This is a genomic window from Pseudomonas sp. Pseusp49 (genome assembly GCF_059491875.1).
Genome location: NZ_CP168514.1, coordinates 866716 through 884490 on the forward strand (window position 1 = coordinate 866716; position 17775 = coordinate 884490).

The window sequence follows — 17775 nt, forward strand, 5'->3', positions numbered from 1 at the left end:
AGGCTGTCAAATTCGAAGGTGACGGAGTACGGCCCCTCCTGAGGAATCTGCGGCAAGGATCAAGCGTCCTTACCGCAGGTTTTTTACCAAACGTCTCTGGGAGAATCAGGTCCGCTGATGAAGGGTCTTCAACTGGTTCTGCCAGTTTGCTGCCTGCATGACGTCTGTCATCGGGCAGGAATCCCCCGCGCCTCGGCACCCCGCTCACGCACCCAGAACAGCGTAGCCCCGGCCACTGCCGCCGGCATCATCAGGATGTTGACCACCGGAATCAGCAACACCAGATAAACAATCCCGCCAAAACTCATGCTCTGCCAGCGCTTCTCGCGCAGCCAGCCAAGCATCTCGTTCCAGCCCAGCTTGTGGTTGTCCGCCGGGTAGTCGATGTACTGGATCGCCATCATCCACACCCCGAACAACAGCCACAGCGGTGCGGCGATGATGTTCACCACCGGGATGAACGAGAGGATGAACAGCCCGATCGCCCGCGGCAGGAAGTAGCCGAGCTTGCGCATTTCCCGGGCCAGGGTGCGCGGGATCATCGCAATCAGTTCGCCCCAGCTGAAGGCCGGAAAATCATCGGTGCCGCGGACAACCACTTCGACTTTTTCCGCGAGGAAGCCGTTGAATGGCGCGGCAATGACGTTGGCGAGCAGGGTAAAGGTGAAGAACACCATCAGCACGACGAGCACCACGAACAGTGGCCAGAGGATGTAGCTGAGAAAACTCAGCCAGTCGGGCAGGGACGGCATCAGTGTGTCGACCCACAGGCTGAATTGATGGCCGGCCAGGTAGATCAATCCGACGAACAGCACCAGGTTGATCGCCAGCGGCAGCAACACAAACAAACGCAGGCTGGGGCTCAGCACCAGCTTGAGGCCTTCGCGCAGGTATTGCGGGCCGGACAGAACAGGGGCGGGCATAAGGTGCTCCGGGCAGAGGGAAAACGCGCCGACCTTACCGGCTTTGCTTCACAGGCGAAAGCGCGGTGGCGGTATCGACATTCACTGTAACAAAGACGTCGATATCGTCGGGCAGATTGCATAGAGACCACCTATGAGCTGGATTGTTAAACCGTATTTCCTTAATCTTCGCCCCCTCGATACGCTGCACCCAATCTTTTTACAGGACGGTCGGGTTCAAGCCTTCCCCAAGTGCTTTCAACCGTTCTTTTTTATTCCAGCCGGCAATCCGGCGTTCCGCGCCAGGTGTTCCGGGCCGGTCAACAGGAGCAGGTCATGTCTGAAGTCCGTCATTCGCGAGTGATTATTCTCGGTTCCGGCCCTGCCGGTTACAGCGCTGCGGTCTATGCCGCCCGTGCCAACCTCAAGCCGCTGCTGATCACCGGCATGCAGGCCGGCGGTCAATTGACCACCACTACCGAAGTCGACAACTGGCCGGGCGACGTCCACGGCCTGACCGGCCCGGCGCTGATGGAGCGGATGCGCGAGCACGCCGAGCGCTTTGAAACCGAGATCGTTTTCGATCACATCAATGCCGTGGACTTCGCTGCCAAGCCATACACCCTGACTGGCGACAGCGCGACCTACACCTGCGACGCCCTGATCATCGCCACCGGCGCCAGCGCCCGTTACCTGGGCCTGCCATCGGAAGAAGCGTTCATGGGCAAAGGCGTCTCCGCCTGCGCAACCTGCGACGGTTTCTTCTATCGCAACAAGCCGGTGGCTGTGGTCGGCGGTGGCAACACCGCTGTCGAAGAAGCCCTGTACCTGGCCAACATCGCCAGCAAAGTCACCCTGATCCACCGTCGCGAAACCTTCCGCGCCGAGAAGATCCTGATCGACAAGCTGAACGCCCGTGTTGCCGAAGGCAAGATCGAGCTGAAGCTGAACGCGACCCTGGATGAAGTGCTGGGCGACAACATGGGCGTGACCGGTGCCCGCCTGAAGAACAACGACGGCAGCTTCGACGAAGTCAAAGTCGACGGCGTGTTCATCGCCATTGGCCACACCCCGAACACTTCGCTGTTCGAAGGTCAGCTGACGTTGAAAGACGGTTACCTGGTTGTGCAGGGCGGCCGTGACGGCAACGCCACCGCCACCAATCTCGAAGGCATCTTCGCCGCCGGTGACGTGGCTGATCACGTGTACCGTCAAGCCATCACCTCGGCTGGCGCCGGTTGCATGGCGGCACTGGATGCCGAGCGTTACCTCGACAATCTGCAGAACGCTTGATTCTGCTTTCGTCGAAATGAAAAAACCGGCTTCGGCCGGTTTTTTTATTGTGAAGACAAATGCACCCAACCCTGTAGGAGCTGCCGAAGGCTGCGATCTTTTGATCTTGTTTGTAAAAATCAAAATCAAAAGATCGCAGCCTTCGGCAGCTCCTACAGGGGCTTTATGCTTGAGTCAGTTTTGCCAGGCAGGCTTCAAGAATATCCAGCCCTTCTTCCAGCACCGCAGCCTCGATGGTCAATGGCGCCAGCAAGCGAATGATGTGCCGCGATTTGCCGCTGGGCATCAGCAGCAGGCCCGCATCCCGCGCCAGCGCCAGCAGTTGGGTCAATTGAGCCGGCGCAGGCGAGCCATCGGCGTTGATCAACTCGATGCCGCGCATCGCACCTACACCGGTCAGTCGGCCCAGATACAGCGTCAGGTTGTTCAAACGCCAGGTTTCATAGCGGCCGACAATCGCTTCTTCCTGTTGTGTGCCCCAGGCGTGCAGGTTGGCATCGGTCATTTCATCCAGCGTCGCCAGCGCGGCGGCGCAGGCGATAGGATTGCCCGAGTAAGTGCCACCGAGTCCGCCCTTGGGCAGGTTATCCAACAGCGATTTGCGCCCGACCACCGCCCCCAGCGGCACGCCGCCGGCGATGCTTTTGCCGAGCAGGACCAGATCCGGCTCGATGCCCAGCCGTGAGAACGCGAAGCGCTGGCCGGTGCGGCCGAAGCCGGACTGGATTTCATCGGCGATCAGCACAATGCCCTTGTCGTCGCAGAACTTGCGCAGCGCTTGGGCGAACTCGACGTCCATGGCCAGGAAGCCCGCTTCGCCCTGCACCGGTTCAACGATAAAGCAGGCGACGTCTTCGACATCGATCTCGACGCTGAACAGGCGCTCCATGGCTTTGAGGGCTTCGGCGCAGGTGACGCCGTTGTCCTGGCTGGGGAAGGGCAGGTGATATACCGGGCCCGGCAGCACGCCGATTTTCTGTTTGTAGGGCGCCACCTTGCCATTGAGGTTGAGCGTTGCCAGTGTGCGGCCGTGGAATGCGCCGTCGAAGGCGATGACCGCGCTGCGACCGGTGGCGCCACGGACGATCTTCAGGGCGTTTTCCGCCGCTTCCGCGCCGCTGTTGGTGAGCATGCCGCTGACCGGGTAACCCACCGGCATGAACGCACTGAGGCGGTCCATCAGTTCGAGGTAAGGCACATGGGGCGCCGCGTTGAACGCATAGTGGGTCAGCCGCGTGGCTTGTTCGCGAATGGCCTCGACGATGCGCGGATGGCAATGGCCGAGGTTCAACACGCCGATGCCGCCGACAAAGTCGATGTAGCGTTTGCCATCGGTGTCCCAGACCTCGGCATTCTTGCCGTGGCTGAGGGTGACAGGGTGAACGATGTTGATCGACTGGCTGATGGTTTCGCTGCGCATGAATGACCGGCTCGGAAGAAGGAGGGCTTCTATTTATCTAAGCCGGGAGCGGTGCTGCGGGGCAAACGAAATAAAGTTGCCGGGTCAATCTTAAAAGTCGGGTTGTGCTTGTGATCAATTCCGCGCCATGAACGCAAAACCTGTAGGAGCGAGCTTGCTCGCGATGGTGGTGAACGATGACGCTGGGAGCCTGACACCCCGTGGCGTTCTTCAGTCCATCGCGAGCGGGCTCGCTCCTACAAATCAAATCAGCGGCGAGTCAGCGGCTGTTGGGTGAACTTCACACCCGCCAGGCCGTGGGCAATCAGCGCGCGGATGTTGCCGTGGTCGCTGCCTTCTGGCGTTGCCAGCACCGAGCGGTAATGCTCGCCGAACGCCAACAGGGCTTCTTCATCGCTCAAGCCTTCGAGCAGCGCCAGGCCCAGGGTCTTGCACGAGCCTTCGTTCTGCCCGGCCGCGTTTTCCACACCGCCGTTGTTGAAGGCCTGAGGCTGGTAGTCGTAGCCGCCGGCAATGAACGCCAGGGTATCGGCAAAGGCGTGTTCGCCGCTGTTGAGGCTGGCGCGCAAGGTGTTCAAATCACTCATTGGGTTTTCCTTTGGCGAACGCCGCCTGTTGTTCGGCGCTGGCTTCTTGCTGATATTGGGCTTTCCATTCGGCGTACGGCATGCCGTAAACCACTTCGCGGGCTTCGTCGAGGCTGACGTCGATCTGGCGCTCATCCGCCGCTGCCTTGTACCACTTGGACAGGCAGTTGCGGCAGAAGCCCGAGAGGTTCATCAGGTCGATGTTCTGTACATCCTTGCGGCTGTCCAGGTGGGCCACCAGCCGACGAAAGGCGGCGGCTTCGAGTTCCAGGCGTTGTTGATCGTTCATGGGGGTCTCTGGGAGACAGCTTTGAGCGGCAAGCTTCAAGCTGCAAGATTTGGATTGCGGTGGCTTCTAGCTTACCGCTTGAAGCTTGAAGCTTGAAGCTTAGCGGCTTGCCGCGAGTGTTATCGACACCGACTCGGCGAATCGCAGCGCGTGGGGCTTGTCGACCTCGACTTCGGCGTAGAGCACCGAGGCGTTGGCCATCACCAGGTCGAGAATTTCCTGGGTCAGGCGTTCGAGCAGCGCAAAGCGGTTGCCTTCCACGTGGGCGATGATCGCCTTGGTGATCGTGCGGTAGTTCAGCGCGTGATCGATGTCGTTGTCACGTACCGCTTCCTGGGCCGCGTACAGAATGGTGAGGTTGATCAGCACATCCTGCTTGTTGAGGATTTCATCCTCATTGATGCCGATGAAGGTACGCAGGCACAGGTCTTTGACCCGGATACGTGCCATGCCTGGCTGAAGTTGTGGCATTGCTACTTGCTCCGTCCAATCAATTGCAGGAACTCCTGGCGGGTGTTGCTCGATTCGCGGAAGGCGCCGAGCATCACGGAGGTGTTCATGGTCGAATTCTGTTTTTCGACGCCGCGCATCATCATGCACATGTGCTGCGCTTCGATGACCACTGCGACGCCTGCCGCACCGGTCACCTGTTGCACGGCATCGGCGATTTGCCGGGTGAGGTTTTCCTGGATTTGCAGGCGCCGGGCGAACATGTCCACCAACCGCGCGATCTTTGACAGCCCCAGCACCTTGCCGGTTGGAATATAAGCCACATGCGCCTTGCCGATGAAGGGCAGCATGTGGTGTTCGCAAAGCGAATACAGCTCGATGTTGTCGACGATCACCATTTCATCGTTGTCGGAGGCGAACAGCGCGCCATTGACGATCTCTTCGACACTTTGTTCGTAACCATGGCAAAGGTACTGCATGGCTTTGGCTGCGCGCACCGGGGTGTCGAGCAGGCCTTCGCGGTCGGGATTCTCACCGAGGCCGATAAGGATCTCTCGATAATTCTGGGGCAGGGATAACGTCATGGAAAATCCTCGCGGGACACTTATTTGATGTGCCTTCCGCCGTTGACGGTCAGGGTGGTGCCAGTGACATAAGGGTTGTCGAGCAGATAGCGCAGGCTCTGGTAGATCACTTCGCACCCGGGTTCGATGCCCAGCGCGGACTTGGCCAGCGCCTTGGCGCGGTAGGCCGCGTCGTCTTCAGGGTTGAACAGTAGCAGGGCCGGCGCAATCCCGTTGACCTTGATGTCCGGCGCGTACCTGGCGGCGAAGGACAGGGTCAGGCTGTCGAGTCCGGCTTTGCTGGCGCAATAGCCGATGTGCTTGCTGCTGCCCTTGCGGGTCACGTCATCGCTGATGTGCACGATGTCTGCGGGACTTGAACGTTGCAGCAGGTCGGCGCAATGCAGGTTGATCAGGTAGGGCGCCAGCATGTGCACGCTGAACATGCGGGTGAATGCGGCGGCGTCAGTGTCCGGTGTTTCGGCCAGCCATTCGGAGGCATTGTGGACAATCGCCCGCAAACAGTCGGTGTGGGTTTTCAGTTCACTGATGAAGGCGAGGATCCCGGCCTCGCTGGCGAAGTCGGCAAACACGGCGGTGGCCCCCAGATCGCGCAGGGCTTGTACGCCGGGCCGCTCGCTGCGGTAGCTGAAAATCACGCGATGGCCGTCTTCCAGCAATCGCCGGGCGCAGTGCAGGCCGACACGCTGGCCGGCGCCGGTAATCAGGATAGGGGCTGCGGAAGAAGTCATGAACGGCTCGCGTCGCGGTGAGAGCAAAACTATACCAGCGACGAGCCGTGCGATGCCTCTGAAAAGATCGCAGCCTGCGGCAGCTCCTACAGGGCGCGTTAACGTACCGCTTTTGCAGGAGCCTGCGATGCTTTAGTGGTTTTGAGAGGCTGACTCGGTGGGCAACGCGCGTACCGGCGTGCTGTTCAGCCAGGTGGCAAGCAGTCGGGTCGACAAGGGAATGAAGAAATACACCATCAACGGCGTCAGGCACAGGGTACTGACCAGCACGCGGGGCAGTAGCGCCATCTCGCCCAGCAGCGGCCCCAGCACAAAGTTGAACAGCAGCGAGACCGGAAAGAACGCCAGCCAGATCGCCACGGCCTGTTTCCAGCGCGGCGGGCGTTGACCGGCGACGCCAAACCAGCCTTCGATACCGCTGACCCGGTGTTCTGTCGGGTGGGCGAACAGGTCGCTGCCGCGTCCGAGCCAGGCGCTGCGAGAGACGGAATGTTCCCAGGCGTGCAGAGTCTGTTCGTCGGCGAAGCGGAAAATGATCTGGAATTCGTCATCGTCGGGCGGCGGTGCGAGTACGCCGGAGCCGAGGTAGCCGGGAAAGTCGGTGGCCAATTGCTCGCCTTCGCGCAGCCAGGCGATCAGGTCCTGATAACGTCCATTGGCAACGCGGCGCGCAACCATCAGCGTGACGGGTGGGGTAGACATTGTGTATCTCCATAAGGCATTTGCGTCGCTCCGGATAGGCGCTTCGCCAGGCGCAGCGCCGGGGTGGTGGGCTGCGACTTGAAACAAGCAAGGATTATTCCTGATTCTGCCCGTGGCGTCTGTGACGTTTACCCGTTCCTTCGCAGTATCGATTTTTTACGGAAACTTTACGGGGCGGGGGCGTTAGAATATCGGACGAACGATACAGGGATGTTTCAACAGGATGCCCATACTTACAGACGTCGCTTCAGTATCCACGCAGGCCGTCGCGCTCGAACAGGAAGAGCTTTTTCCCATTCGCGAGGTGGCGCGACTGACAGGTGTCAACCCGGTCACGCTTCGCGCCTGGGAGCGACGTTATGGCCTCATTGTTCCAACACGCACCGATAGCGGGCATCGACTGTATTCGATGGCCGATATTGAGCGTGTCCGCAGTATCCTCGGCTGGATAGAGCGCGGTGTTGCGGTCAGCAGGGTCGGCAAGATCCTGGCCAGGACCGAGCCGCTCCAAACGTTATCGCACATCATTCCCAGCAGCCTCGTGGAAGCCGATTACGTACAGTGGCAGCAGCAGGTTCTTGCTGCGGTCAACGGGTTTGACGACCTTCAGCTGGAGCAGGTCTACGGGCAAATCTTTTCCAGCTACGCCCTGCCGGTGGTATTTCAGGACATTCTGATCCCCGTCTGGAAGCAGTTGTTGCAACGCCAGGACCAGTTCGGCGTAACCAGCGAGTGGCTGTTTCTGGATGGTTTTCTGCGTTCGCGGGTCGTGCAGCGCTTGCTGTTGACGCGCGAGAAGCAGCCGCGTCGCGTGGTCATCTGTGCCCTGGATGGTCACTGCCGGGAGCTGGAGCTGTTGGTTGCCGCCCTGTTCCTGAGTTCCGGGCCATCAGCCATTCGCGTATTGAACATAGGCCAGCCATTCGAGGAACTGGCGCTGATGTGTGAAAGGATCAAGCCCATGGCACTGGTGTTGTTTTCCAATCAGGTGCCGAATGCCGAGTTGCCACGGCGCTTGAATCGCCTTGCCTTGGGCCTGGAGTGTCGATTGTTGTTGGCTGGAGATGCTTCCGACCTGGCGCAGGAAAGCCTGGCCGGGTCATCGATCGGTTGCCTGGGCAATGAAGGGAAGGTCATGAGCCAGCGTCTGAAGCAGTTCCTGGCGGGAAATCTGGATACTTGAAGTTCAGAGATGCAGCGTTGGGTGGGTCAAGCGATGCTGTTGCAGGATGAACTGGCGCAGACGCTCGGCTTCGTCCGTATCGCTCTGGTTCAGTTGATAGGCGTAGAAGCCCTGTTCGTTTTCTTTCTCGAAGGTGCCGCGCAAGGCAATCCGCTCATAGCCTGAAGGGCTGAACCACAAGGCGAAATGCTTCGGTGGCTTGGTCTTGTTGCGAACCTCCAGCAAAACCCCTTTGCACGAGACTTCGTGTACCCACAGGGTGCCGGGTTGACCCTGGGCGTTTTCCAGCGCTACCGGCTCGTCCAGTACCAGGCGCCAAGGCCGGACCATGGGCCCGTCTTCATAGATGCTCGGCACGCCGAGACGCAAATGCATCGCATGGAACTCGTCTTCCACCAGGTGCAGGGGGAAGGTTATTTGCTGGTTTTCGAAGCTGGCTTGAATGGTGACCTGCTCATGGGCCGCCAGGCGGGTGAGCAGGTCACGGATTTGCGATCCACCGTTGACGAGCAGGCTCGACGTCGCATCCCGTACATTGAGTTGCGGGTTGTGTTGCATGGTCTGGATGAAATCCAGCTCATCCTGGGTCAGGAGCGCGTCGCGTTGCATGGCCAGCTCGAAAGATATAATTACAAAGTCATTGGTGATTGTAGTTACTGACCATTAATTCTGAGTTTTGTTTTTGCCGTTCGTCGCCTTGAGCGCGGCAAGCTCGGCCTGGAGTTCAGCGACTTGCCCCTCCAGTTGTGCCACGCGTTGTTGCGCCTTGACTTGCACCGTGACGTCTTTCTGCACACCGACAAAGTAGGTTTGCCCGTCCGCTGGATTTTTCACCGTTGAAAGGGACAGCTCATTCCAGAACGGTGTGCCGTCCTTGCGGTAGTTGCGCAGTATTTCCCGGCAGGAACCTTCTCGGTTCAAGGCGTCGCGAATCAACGGCAGGGCTTCCTGGTCACGATCCCCCGACTGCAGGAAACGACAATCCTGATAGAGGATCTCTTCGCTGGAGTAGCCCGTCAGGCGTTCGAACGCGGGGTTGACGTAGATGAGGATTTTGTCCTGATCGCCTTCCTTTTCGGCAATCACGATGCCGTCGTTAGAGGCGTTGATCACCATTTGCAGCAGTTGAGCATTAATCATCGAAGCATCCTTTCCTGATTGATTGTCAATTGCATTCTAAAAGAATAATCACGACTGTGGTGTTAATATCCGGGTCTTTTACTCGGATTCAGGATCAGATTGATGAAAGTCGCCATCATTTCCGGCTCGGTGTACGGCACGGCCGAAGAAGTTGCCCGCCACGCCGCCAGCCTGTTGAAAGCCGCCGGTTTTGAAACCTGGCACAACCCGCGTGCGACCCTCGCCGACGTCCAGGCGTTTGGCCCCGAAGCCTTTCTGGCGGTGACCTCGACCACCGGCATGGGCGAGTTGCCGGACAACCTGCAACCGCTGTATTCGACCATTCGTGATCAATTGCCAGCGGCCTGGCGCGGTTTGCCGGGGGCAGTGATCGGATTGGGCGATGCGAGTTATGGCGATACTTTTTGTGGCGGCGGCGAGCAGATGCGTGAATTGTTCGGTGAACTGGGCATTCGCGAAGTACTGCCAATGCTACGCCTGGATGCCAGCGAAAGCGTGACCCCCGAAACGGACGCCGAGCCTTGGCTGGCGGAGCTGATCAGCGCATTGCGCGAGTGACGGATAACCCGCCATCAACACCAGTCAGGGTTCTGACAGTGCGGCAAAAGCGGCCTGTCAGCCCCTTGCTGGCGCCGGTCGTTTGACATTGATCCAGAGCAGCAGGGCGACTGACTCGCTGGGACATCAAGCTGGCTGCCAATGCAACTACACGAACCTCAAGGGCTGACTAGACTCGGTAAACATAGGAAACACTCCATAATAAAAAAACACCGAGGCTCCTTGCCGTGACTGTCGCTCCCGTCCAATCGCCACACAGTGTCAAAGACCTGGTCAGTGCTGCCGAGTGGCAGACTCGCGTTGACCTGGCGGCCTGTTATCGCCTGGTCGCCCAACACGGTTGGGATGACCTGATCTTTACCCACATCTCCGCCAAGGTACCCGGCACCGAAGATTTCCTGATCAACCCATTCGGTTTGATGTTTCACGAAATGACCGCGTCGAGCCTGGTCAAGGTGGATCAGGCCGGCAACAAGCTGATGGACAGTCCGTACGAGATCAATCCGGCGGGTTACACCATCCACAGCGCCGTGCATGAAGTGCGTCACGATGTTGTTTGTGTGCTGCACACCCACACGGCTTCAGGGGTGGCGGTCTCGGCACAGAAGCAGGGCGTTCTGCCGATCAGCCAACAATCGTTGTTCGTGCTTTCCAGCCTGGCCTACCATGCCTACGAAGGTGTGGCGCTCAACCATGAAGAGAAGGTGCGGCTGCAGGCCGACCTCGGTGAAAACAATTTCCTGATGCTGCATAACCACGGTCTGCTGACCTGCGGCAGCACCATCGCCGATACGTTCCTGATGATGTTTACCTTTCAACGTGCCTGCGACATTCAAGTCATGGCGCAAAACGGTGCGGCTGAACTGATTGCCATCGAACCGCAGATTCTGGCCGGTGCCAAAGCCATGATCGCGGGTGTCACCAGAAGTGCTCAAGGAATGGGCGGAGCGCTGGCGTGGCCGGCGCTGCTGCGCAAGCTCGATAAACTGGACCCGGGTTATAAACTCTAATGGCACTCGCCGAGATTCCTCTGTGTGTCTGGCGCAAACGCAGCCAGACGTTCGTATTCCGTGGCCACAGCATCCGTTACTGGACGGCGGGTCAGGGTGAGCCACTGTTGCTGATTCACGGTTTTCCGTCCGCCAGTTGGGACTGGCATTACCTGTGGCAGCCATTGACCCAGCGCTTTCGCGTGATCGCTTGCGACATGCTCGGCTTCGGCGATTCGGTCAAACCGGCGAATCACGAATACAGCCTGCTGGAGCAAGCGGATCTGCAACAGGCACTGCTTGAGCACCTGAATGTCGAGCAGCCGGTGCACCTGTTCGCACACGACTATGGCGACAGCGTGGCCCAGGAACTGCTGGCCCGGCATTACGAGTCGCGGGTGGAACTGGCCAGTTGTGTGTTTCTCAACGGCGGGTTGTTTCCGGAAACCCACCGCCCGGTATTGATGCAAAAACTCTTGCTCAGCCCTTTGGGCTGGATGATTGGCCGCGCCTTCAGCCGTGATGGCCTGGTGAGAAGCTTTCGGCAGATTTTCGGCCCGCAAACCCGTCCCAGTGAAAGCCAGATGGATGACTTCTGGAGCCTGGTCGAAAGCCATCGCGGGCCACGCATCATGCACAAATTGATCGCCTACATTCCGGAGCGACGGGTCTGGCGCAACCGCTGGGTGAGCGCGATGCAGCGCGGTGAAGTGCCGCTGCGAGTGATCGATGGCGGGGTCGATCCGATCTCCGGTGCGCATATGGTCGAGCGTTACCGGGAACTGATCCCGGACGCGGACACCGTGGTGTTGCCCGACATCGGTCACTACCCGCAGATCGAGGCACCCTGCGAGGTCCTCAGGCATTACCTGGCGTTTCGCGATCAACTGCTTTCCCCTCCGCGCAAAGTCGCCTGCTCCTGAACCTTAATGTGAATTGTTGTGGCGAGGGGGCTTGCCCCCGTTGGGCTGCGCAGCGGCCCCAAACCATACAGCGCAGTGATTCAGGTATAACGCGTTCAGCAGGTTTACGACTGCTTCGCAGCCGAACGGGGCGGTGCGGCGGTCCGACAAGCCCCCTCGCCACAGGGTTCGTGTCTATTTCTCTATCAATCATCCCCCAGCCTTATCGCGCACCATTCAGCCTCCCCCGTGTTGATTGTGACCCGCTGCGCCGTACCGGACACTCTGACTCATCGTCCCTTGGCCTGCTGGAGTCCCCCCCATGAATGAGTCTGTGCGCTTCGAAGATAAAGTCGTGATCATCACCGGTGCCGGTGGCGGCCTGGGACGGGCGCATGCACTGCTGTTCGCCAAACAGGGCGCCAGGGTCCTGGTCAACGACCTGGGCGGCTCGACCCAGGGCGAAGGCGCCAACGCTTCGGCCGCCGCCCGCGTGGTAGCGGACATTCGCGAGGCCGGCGGCATCGCCGAGGCCAACCACGATTCGGTCATTGACGGTGACAAACTGGTCCAGCACGCCCTGGACGTCTTCGGTCGCGTCGACGTGGTGGTCAACAACGCCGGGATCCTGCGTGACAAGACTTTCCACAAAATGGAAGACGCCGACTGGGACCTGGTTTACCGCGTCCACGTCGAAGGTGCCTACAAAGTCACCCGTGCCGCCTGGCCACACATGCGCGAGCAGAATTACGGCCGGGTGATTTTCACCGCGTCGACCTCGGGTATCTATGGCAATTTCGGCCAGTCCAACTACGGCATGGCCAAGCTCGGCCTCTATGGCCTGACCCGCACCCTGGCCATCGAAGGCCGCAAGAACAACATCCTGGTCAACGCCATCGCCCCCACCGGCGGCACGCGCATGACCGAAGGGCTGATCCCGCCACAAGTCTTCGAGCAGCTCAAGCCGGAACTGGTGAGCCCGCTGGTGGTGTACCTGGCCAGCGAGAACTGCGAGGAAACCTCCGGTCTGTTTGAAGTCGGCGGTGGCTGGATGGGCAAGGTCCGCTGGGAGCGCAGCCTCGGCGTCGGGTTCGATCCACGGGCCGGCTTCTCACCGGAAGACGTGGCGGCGCACTGGCAGCAGATTTGCGACTTCGAGGGTGCGGCGCATCCGAAGGACAATATCGAAGCGCTGAAGGAAATGATGGGGAATTTGCAGAAGTATTCACTCTGAAATTGCCGGCAAGGTCACATTGACTGACCTTGCCGGTTGCTGCATTTCTCGGATTGGAAATCGTATGCCATCGATCAGCCGGAAAAGTATTTGAATACCAGTGCCTTCAGATTGGCGGCTGTCTGCGCATCCATTTTTCCGTCGAATTTCTCCGGGCGAAAGTGCATCTGGAATGCCCGCACCAACTGTTGAAAACCACCCTCCGTCGAGGCGCCCGAAACATCGTATCCATAGGACTTGAACAGCCCCAGCAATTCGCTTCGGCCTGGAACGCCCGATGTGGTGTATTGGCTCAGATACTGGTCCCGAGTGGCTTCATCGAACCAGGCGCCGACGCCTTTCAGGTACAGCGCCTGCCAGGGAAACATCGGCCCCGGGTCGCTTTTGCGGCCGATTGAAATATCGGAGTGGCCCAACACCTGCGTCGGCGTGATATCCGGGTAGCGCTTGAGGATGTTCAGCGCCAGTTGTTCAATCGCAGCAATCTGCTCGGGGTGATACGGCGGGAAGGTGAACTCGCCGTTGTTGTCAGTCGCCAGGTTGACCACCTCAATGCCGATTGACGTGTCATTCAAATTGCCGCGGTTGCCCCACTGACTGACACCCGCGTGCCACGCGCGCTGGCCTTCATCCACCAGGTTGAACACTTCCTGCCCGGAATAACCGGCTTTCAGGTAACTGGGATCAGTGATATCCGGAATCAGATAGTGCGCGCTGACATTCGGGCCGGTCAGGGCACTGACAGAACTTGAAAAGTTAGTGGCGGTGTAGTGAAGAACCAGAAAGCGTATTCGGCTGTTGAAGCTTCTGGCTGAGCGATACTGGTTGTAGTTGATGGGCTTCATGGTCGCACTCGCATTAAGTAAGTATGCAGTCGGACGAAGATCAAGGTTGTTCGCCGACGTGCTGGTCAACTTAATGGCCCAAGTGCGATAGGTGTTTACCTATGTTTGTAGGTGCTTTCTGAAAGAAATGTAGGAGCCAGCTTGCTGGCGATGGACTCAAGTGCGCCGCGTTTATCCAGGTTACACGCGTTATCGTTAGCGACCATCGCTGCGATGCGGCGACCCGACAAGCCAGCTCCTGCAGCGGACCGTGTCCACGCTGAAAATGAGGCCCATAAAAAAGGCCGCTGCAAACGCAGCGGCCAAAGTAAGACGTTGGATCAGGAGCTACAAATCAACGTCAGTGAACAGGGGGTAATGAACCGAATCCTCGATTCATCTGAAATCTTTCAGTCACGGTGCAGGCTCCGTGGCAGCCAGATAAGAGTAAGCCCTCTGTGCTGTAGGAAAAATACCAATTCCCGACATGCACTGTTGCAGCTCCGGCAACAGTCAGGATTCGGCTGCTCGACGTCCGGGTGATGACCCTGTGCCAGTCATCCTTTAGAGGTACACCACGAATACCTCTTTGGTGCGCTTATCGATCCCGGTGCCCCGGCAGTAGGGTGACGCCTTCTGTCACTCACCGGGGAAGACGCATGACAAAAACAACAATGCGCGCCATCTTCACGCCGCAGGCGCTGGCGGCCGCGGTCGCATTGGGCTGCTGTGCCCAGGCTCAGGCCATTTCGTTCAGCATCGGGGAAATCGAGGGGACGTTCGACTCCTCATTGTCGGTCGGCGCGAGTTGGGGCATGCGGGATGCGGATGATGCCCTGGTAGGCACCGTCAATGGCGGTTCCGGTCAGTCTTCGACCGGTGACGACGGGCGCCTGAATTTCAAGAAAGGCGAAACCTTCTCGAAGATCTTCAAGGGTATTCACGACCTCGAACTGAAGTACGGCGACACCGGCGCGTTTGTGCGTGGCAAGTACTGGTACGACTTCGAGCTCAAGGATGAGAGCCGCCCATTCAAGGACATCAGCGATCACAATCGCAAAGAAGGCGCCAAGTCTTCAGGTGGACAAATCCTCGACGCGTTCGTTTATCACAACTACTCCCTCGCCGATTTGCCGGGCACGGTGCGTGCCGGCAAGCAGGTGGTCAGTTGGGGCGAGAGCACCTTCATCGGCAACTCGATCAACAGCATCAATCCGGTCGACGTGTCCGCGTTCCGTCGCCCTGGAGCGGAGATCAAGGAGGGCCTGATCCCGGTCAACATGCTGTTCGCCTCCCAGGGCCTGACGGAGAAGTTGACCGTGGAAGGCTTCTATCAACTGGAATGGGACCAGACGGTCGTCGATAACTGCGGCACCTTCTTTGGAGTCGATGTGGTGGCCGATGGCTGCAACAAGGGCTACACCGTCGCCAACCCGGCCATTGCACCCTTGCAACCGATTGCGGCTGCCTTTGGCCAGGGCTTCGAGGTCAGCAAAGAGGGGGTGATCGTTCCCCGTGGCGGCGACCGTGATGCCCGGGATTCCGGACAGTGGGGTACGGCGTTGCGCTGGCTGGGGGACGACACCGAGTACGGCCTGTACTTCATGAACTACCACAGCCGCGGCCCCAACGTCGGGACCACCACCGCCGGGCTCAGCACGCTGGCAAGCCTTCCGGGAATCGTAGCCGCCGCCAACCGAATCGCCCCCGGTAGCGGTTCAGGCCTGGCCCAGAGTGTGATGCTCGGTCGCGGCCAGTATTACCTCGAATACCCGGAGGACATCCGCCTCTACGGCGCCAGCTTCGCCACCACCTTGTCTACCGGCACTGCGTGGAGCGGGGAAATCAGCTACCGCCCCAACCTCCCGGTGCAGGTCAACACCAATGACCTGACCCTGGCCATGCTCAATCCGATAGCAGGCGGTGCGGCATCGCCCATCGCCACGTCACCGGGGGCTGACAACAAGGGTTACCGCCGCAAGGAAGTGACGCAGATCCAGAGCACCCTGACGCACTTCATCGATCAGGTCGCCGGTGCGGATCGCCTGACGCTGGTGGGTGAGGCGGCGGTGGTTCGGGTCGGTGGCCTGGAAGCACGTACGAAGTTGCGCTACGGCCGCGACTCGGTATATGGCCAGTATGGTTTCGGCGGCGATACCGACGGCTTCGTGACCTCGACTTCATGGGGTTATCGCGCTCGGGCCATCCTCGACTACAACAACCTCATCGCCGGGATCAACGTCAGGCCCAATCTCTCGTGGTCCCACGACGTCTCCGGTTATGGCCCCAACGGCCTGTTCAACGAAGGCGCCAAGGCCATCAGCCTCGGTGTCGATGCGGACTATCGCAACACCTATACCGCAAGCCTCAGTTACACCGATTTTTTCGGCGGCGACTACAACGTCCTCACCGACCGTGACTTCGTGGCGTTGAGCTTTGGTGTGAACTTCTGATCTGGCTGAAAAGGATGAATTCAATGCGCAAGATGATTCTGCAATTGGGCACCGTTCTGGCTCTGAGTCTGCTGGCCGCCAACGTGATGGCCGCGGTGTCGCCAGAGGAAGCCAACAAGCTTGGCACCAGCCTGACCCCACTCGGTGGCGAGAAAGCCGGCAATGCCGATGGTTCGATTCCGGCCTGGACCGGTGGCATCCCGAAAAACGCTGGCGCGGTGGACAGCAAGGGTTTCCTGGCCGATCCGTTCGCCAACGAAAAGCCCTTGTTCGTGATCACCGCAGCGACCGTCGACAAGTACAAGGACAAGCTTTCCGACGGCCAGATAGCGATGTTCAAGCGTTACCCCGAGACTTACAGGATTCCGGTCTATCCCAGCCATCGTACCGTGGCGTTACCGGCAGAAATCTATGAGTCGGCCAAGCGCAGTGCACTGAACGTAACACCGATCAACGACGGTAACGGTCTGGCCAATTTTACCGGCAATCGCTATTACGCGTTCCCGATTCCGAAGAATGGCGTGGAAGTGATCTGGAACCACGTCACCCGTTACCACGGCGGCAATCTGCGTCGCACCATCACCCAGGCGACACCGCAATCCAATGGTGATTTCACGGTGATCCGCTTCAAGGACGAAGTCGCCGTGCCGTCGTTGCTCAGTGATCTGAAACCGGGCAGCGACGATAACGTCCTCAACTACTTCAAGCAGGAAGTGACCGCGCCGGCGCGGCTGGCGGGCAACGTGCTGCTGGTCCACGAGACGCTCGATCAAGTCAAGGAGCCGCGCAAGGCCTGGATCTACAACGCCGGCCAGCGTCGGGTACGGCGTGCGCCGCAGGTCGCCTATGACGGTGTCGGCACCTCATCCGATGGCCTGCGCACCACCGACAACTTCGACATGTTTTCCGGTGCGCCGGATCGCTACGACTGGAAACTGATCGGCAAGAAGGAGATGTACATTCCCTACAACAGCTACAAGCTCGACTCGCCAGACCTCAAGTACACGGATGTGATCAAGGCCGGGCACATCAACCAGGACCTGACTCGCTATGAGCTGCACCGGGTCTGGGAAGTCGTCGCCACGGTCAAGCCGAGCGAACGGCACGTGTACGCCAAGCGCCACATGTACATCGACGAAGACAGCTGGCAAGTGGCACTGGCCGACCACTACGATGGGCGTGGCCAGCTTTGGCGCGTCGCCGAAGGGCATGCCCAGTTCTACTACGATCACCAGGTGCCGGCCTATACCGTCGAAGCGCTGTATGACCTGATTGCCGGTCGCTACATCGCACTGGGCATGAAGAACGAAGAAAAGCGCAGCTTCGAATTCAACATCGATGCAAAAGCGGGGGACTACACACCAGCAGCCTTGCGCAGCACGGGGGTCAGGTAGGTTTCCTACAGGTTCCTACACAAAAGGGTGACTTTGCGGTCACCTTTTTTATAGGGGGCGATCAGTGTGTTGAATACTTCTTCAACAAGCGCTCGGGAGGGGTCTAGGGTGGCGCCAGAATTATAAAAAAAGGCGCATCA

At 59.2% G+C, this 17775-nt stretch carries 19 protein-coding genes; 8 read left to right on the plus strand and 11 right to left on the minus strand.

Going from position 1 to position 17775, the window contains the following annotated elements:
* Positions 1-167: 167 nt before the first annotated feature.
* Positions 168-923: a sulfate transporter CysZ gene (cysZ, locus tag ACEN83_RS03730; protein WP_116580979.1), complete on the minus strand. Its 756-nt coding sequence runs from the start codon at positions 921-923 to the stop codon at positions 168-170.
* 315 nt (positions 924-1238) lie between these two features.
* On the opposite strand from cysZ, the gene trxB reads away from it, so the two are divergent.
* Positions 1239-2195 (plus strand): thioredoxin-disulfide reductase, encoded by a 957-nt coding sequence (gene trxB, locus ACEN83_RS03735; RefSeq protein WP_007970300.1) that lies wholly within the window; start codon positions 1239-1241, stop codon positions 2193-2195.
* A gap of 163 nt (positions 2196-2358) precedes the next feature.
* Here the strand turns inward: trxB and ACEN83_RS03740 are convergent, their stop codons facing one another.
* The 7 genes from ACEN83_RS03740 to ACEN83_RS03770 form a co-directional block, all read right to left on the minus strand.
* Positions 2359-3615: a 2-aminoadipate transaminase gene (locus ACEN83_RS03740; protein WP_495579526.1), complete on the minus strand. Its 1257-nt coding sequence runs from the start codon at positions 3613-3615 to the stop codon at positions 2359-2361.
* A 248-nt stretch (positions 3616-3863) separates the two neighbouring features.
* Entirely contained in the window at positions 3864-4202 is a 339-nt protein-coding gene (locus tag ACEN83_RS03745) for a HopJ type III effector protein (RefSeq protein ID WP_429384128.1), read from the minus strand.
* Positions 4195-4491 carry a DUF1244 domain-containing protein gene (locus ACEN83_RS03750; RefSeq protein WP_116580982.1) on the minus strand — a complete coding sequence of 99 codons (297 nt, stop codon included), beginning with the start codon at positions 4489-4491 and terminating at the stop codon, positions 4195-4197. Before ACEN83_RS03750 ends, ACEN83_RS03745 begins: the two co-directional genes overlap by 8 nt.
* A gap of 99 nt (positions 4492-4590) precedes the next feature.
* Complete coding sequence (gene folX, locus ACEN83_RS03755) at positions 4591-4962, minus strand: dihydroneopterin triphosphate 2'-epimerase (RefSeq protein WP_007970304.1); 372 nt, start codon at positions 4960-4962, stop codon at positions 4591-4593.
* 2 nt (positions 4963-4964) lie between these two features.
* Positions 4965-5525, minus strand: a complete 561-nt coding sequence (gene folE, locus ACEN83_RS03760) for a GTP cyclohydrolase I FolE (protein ID WP_102701473.1) — start codon at positions 5523-5525, stop codon at positions 4965-4967.
* A gap of 20 nt (positions 5526-5545) precedes the next feature.
* Positions 5546-6256: a dihydromonapterin reductase gene (folM, locus tag ACEN83_RS03765; RefSeq protein WP_007970306.1), complete on the minus strand. Its 711-nt coding sequence runs from the start codon at positions 6254-6256 to the stop codon at positions 5546-5548.
* 132 nt (positions 6257-6388) lie between these two features.
* Entirely contained in the window at positions 6389-6958 is a 570-nt protein-coding gene (locus ACEN83_RS03770; protein WP_495579527.1) for an antibiotic biosynthesis monooxygenase, read from the minus strand.
* A gap of 223 nt (positions 6959-7181) precedes the next feature.
* Here ACEN83_RS03770 and ACEN83_RS03775 point away from each other — a divergent pair, with 223 nt between their 5' ends.
* Positions 7182-8141, plus strand: coding sequence for a MerR family transcriptional regulator (locus tag ACEN83_RS03775; RefSeq protein WP_495579528.1), 960 nt, complete (start codon positions 7182-7184; stop codon positions 8139-8141).
* A 3-nt stretch (positions 8142-8144) separates the two neighbouring features.
* Here ACEN83_RS03775 and ACEN83_RS03780 read toward each other — a convergent pair whose 3' ends face one another.
* Positions 8145-8750, minus strand: a complete 606-nt coding sequence (locus ACEN83_RS03780) for a hypothetical protein (protein WP_007970311.1) — start codon at positions 8748-8750, stop codon at positions 8145-8147.
* Between the two features lie 54 nt (positions 8751-8804).
* Positions 8805-9281, minus strand: a complete 477-nt coding sequence (locus ACEN83_RS03785) for a PAS domain-containing protein (RefSeq protein WP_116580987.1) — start codon at positions 9279-9281, stop codon at positions 8805-8807.
* A 102-nt stretch (positions 9282-9383) separates the two neighbouring features.
* Here ACEN83_RS03785 and ACEN83_RS03790 point away from each other — a divergent pair, with 102 nt between their 5' ends.
* From ACEN83_RS03790 to ACEN83_RS03805, 4 genes are all read left to right on the plus strand, one after another.
* Positions 9384-9839, plus strand: a complete 456-nt coding sequence (locus tag ACEN83_RS03790) for a flavodoxin (RefSeq protein ID WP_116580988.1) — start codon at positions 9384-9386, stop codon at positions 9837-9839.
* Between the two features lie 227 nt (positions 9840-10066).
* Positions 10067-10849, plus strand: coding sequence for a class II aldolase/adducin family protein (locus ACEN83_RS03795; RefSeq protein WP_007970317.1), 783 nt, complete (start codon positions 10067-10069; stop codon positions 10847-10849).
* Entirely contained in the window at positions 10849-11751 is a 903-nt protein-coding gene (locus tag ACEN83_RS03800) for an alpha/beta fold hydrolase (protein ID WP_116580989.1), read from the plus strand. The genes ACEN83_RS03795 and ACEN83_RS03800 overlap by 1 nt, the downstream gene beginning before the upstream one ends.
* A gap of 301 nt (positions 11752-12052) precedes the next feature.
* Positions 12053-12964 carry an SDR family oxidoreductase gene (locus ACEN83_RS03805; RefSeq protein WP_495579529.1) on the plus strand — a complete coding sequence of 304 codons (912 nt, stop codon included), beginning with the start codon at positions 12053-12055 and terminating at the stop codon, positions 12962-12964.
* Positions 12965-13038: 74 nt separating this feature from the next.
* On the opposite strand, the gene ACEN83_RS03810 is transcribed toward ACEN83_RS03805, so the two are convergent.
* Positions 13039-13809: an N-acetylmuramoyl-L-alanine amidase gene (locus ACEN83_RS03810; protein ID WP_495579530.1), complete on the minus strand. Its 771-nt coding sequence runs from the start codon at positions 13807-13809 to the stop codon at positions 13039-13041.
* Between the two features lie 638 nt (positions 13810-14447).
* Between ACEN83_RS03810 and ACEN83_RS03815 the strand changes: the two genes are divergently transcribed.
* Both ACEN83_RS03815 and ACEN83_RS03820 read left to right on the plus strand, forming a co-directional pair.
* Positions 14448-16241, plus strand: a complete 1794-nt coding sequence (locus tag ACEN83_RS03815; RefSeq protein ID WP_495579531.1) for a DUF1302 domain-containing protein — start codon at positions 14448-14450, stop codon at positions 16239-16241.
* Between the two features lie 23 nt (positions 16242-16264).
* Positions 16265-17635 (plus strand): DUF1329 domain-containing protein, encoded by a 1371-nt coding sequence (locus ACEN83_RS03820; RefSeq protein WP_495579532.1) that lies wholly within the window; start codon positions 16265-16267, stop codon positions 17633-17635.
* The last annotated feature ends 140 nt before the right edge of the window (positions 17636-17775 follow it).

Bases quoted from the DNA above. Each gene is read 5' to 3' on its own strand.
- cysZ (WP_116580979.1), bottom strand. From the start codon at position 923: ATGCCCGCCCCTGTTCTGTCCGGCCCGCAATACCTGCGCGAAGGCCTC.
- trxB (WP_007970300.1), top strand. From the start codon at position 1,239: ATGTCTGAAGTCCGTCATTCGCGAGTGATTATTCTCGGTTCCGGCCCT.
- ACEN83_RS03740 (WP_495579526.1), bottom strand. From the start codon at position 3,615: ATGCGCAGCGAAACCATCAGCCAGTCGATCAACATCGTTCACCCTGTC.
- ACEN83_RS03745 (WP_429384128.1), bottom strand. From the start codon at position 4,202: ATGAGTGATTTGAACACCTTGCGCGCCAGCCTCAACAGCGGCGAACAC.
- ACEN83_RS03750 (WP_116580982.1), bottom strand. From the start codon at position 4,491: ATGAACGATCAACAACGCCTGGAACTCGAAGCCGCCGCCTTTCGTCGG.
- folX (WP_007970304.1), bottom strand. From the start codon at position 4,962: ATGCCACAACTTCAGCCAGGCATGGCACGTATCCGGGTCAAAGACCTG.
- folE (WP_102701473.1), bottom strand. From the start codon at position 5,525: ATGACGTTATCCCTGCCCCAGAATTATCGAGAGATCCTTATCGGCCTC.
- folM (WP_007970306.1), bottom strand. From the start codon at position 6,256: ATGACTTCTTCCGCAGCCCCTATCCTGATTACCGGCGCCGGCCAGCGT.
- ACEN83_RS03770 (WP_495579527.1), bottom strand. From the start codon at position 6,958: ATGTCTACCCCACCCGTCACGCTGATGGTTGCGCGCCGCGTTGCCAAT.
- ACEN83_RS03775 (WP_495579528.1), top strand. From the start codon at position 7,182: ATGCCCATACTTACAGACGTCGCTTCAGTATCCACGCAGGCCGTCGCG.
- ACEN83_RS03780 (WP_007970311.1), bottom strand. From the start codon at position 8,750: ATGCAACGCGACGCGCTCCTGACCCAGGATGAGCTGGATTTCATCCAG.
- ACEN83_RS03785 (WP_116580987.1), bottom strand. From the start codon at position 9,281: ATGATTAATGCTCAACTGCTGCAAATGGTGATCAACGCCTCTAACGAC.
- ACEN83_RS03790 (WP_116580988.1), top strand. From the start codon at position 9,384: ATGAAAGTCGCCATCATTTCCGGCTCGGTGTACGGCACGGCCGAAGAA.
- ACEN83_RS03800 (WP_116580989.1), top strand. From the start codon at position 10,849: ATGGCACTCGCCGAGATTCCTCTGTGTGTCTGGCGCAAACGCAGCCAG.
- ACEN83_RS03805 (WP_495579529.1), top strand. From the start codon at position 12,053: ATGAATGAGTCTGTGCGCTTCGAAGATAAAGTCGTGATCATCACCGGT.
- ACEN83_RS03810 (WP_495579530.1), bottom strand. From the start codon at position 13,809: ATGAAGCCCATCAACTACAACCAGTATCGCTCAGCCAGAAGCTTCAAC.
- ACEN83_RS03815 (WP_495579531.1), top strand. From the start codon at position 14,448: ATGACAAAAACAACAATGCGCGCCATCTTCACGCCGCAGGCGCTGGCG.
- ACEN83_RS03820 (WP_495579532.1), top strand. From the start codon at position 16,265: ATGCGCAAGATGATTCTGCAATTGGGCACCGTTCTGGCTCTGAGTCTG.